This window comes from Streptococcus mitis, from assembly GCF_946190065.1.
Taxonomy (GTDB): domain Bacteria; phylum Bacillota; class Bacilli; order Lactobacillales; family Streptococcaceae; genus Streptococcus; species Streptococcus mitis_DE.
The window spans coordinates 1-356 of sequence record NZ_CAMHZD010000061.1; the positions used below are offsets into that span (position 1 = coordinate 1).

Annotated in this window: 1 protein-coding gene; it reads left to right on the forward strand. The window is 37.9% G+C overall.

Features of this window, described 5'->3' with window-relative positions:
* Positions 1 to 294 (forward strand): CHAP domain-containing protein (locus OCF96_RS09900; protein WP_261447060.1); only part of this gene is annotated, 294 nt, incomplete at its 5' end.
* Positions 295 to 356 lie beyond the last annotated feature (62 nt).

Sequence of the window (356 nt, forward strand, 5' to 3'; positions counted from 1 at the left end):
TTTGCTCAGATTGGAATAGGAATTTATCCGTATTTAGGAAATGCCAATCAATGGGTTGATAGCGGTCAAGCTCAAGGATATGACATTTCAACGACTCCTAAACCAGGTTCTGCAGTTGTATTCATGAATGGTGTAGCTGGAGCATCACCAATTTATGGTCACGTGGGATTCTGTGAGTATGTTAATAGTGATGGTAGCTTCTTAATGTCAGAAATGAACTTTGGTGGTTTATACTTATCGACTTGGCGAACCTTGACACCACAATCAGGCATATACTTTGTTACCCCTAAATAAGAAAGGAAAAGAATGTATAATCAAAAGTTAATCAAAATGGTAAAGGGATTCCTTATGGGAGT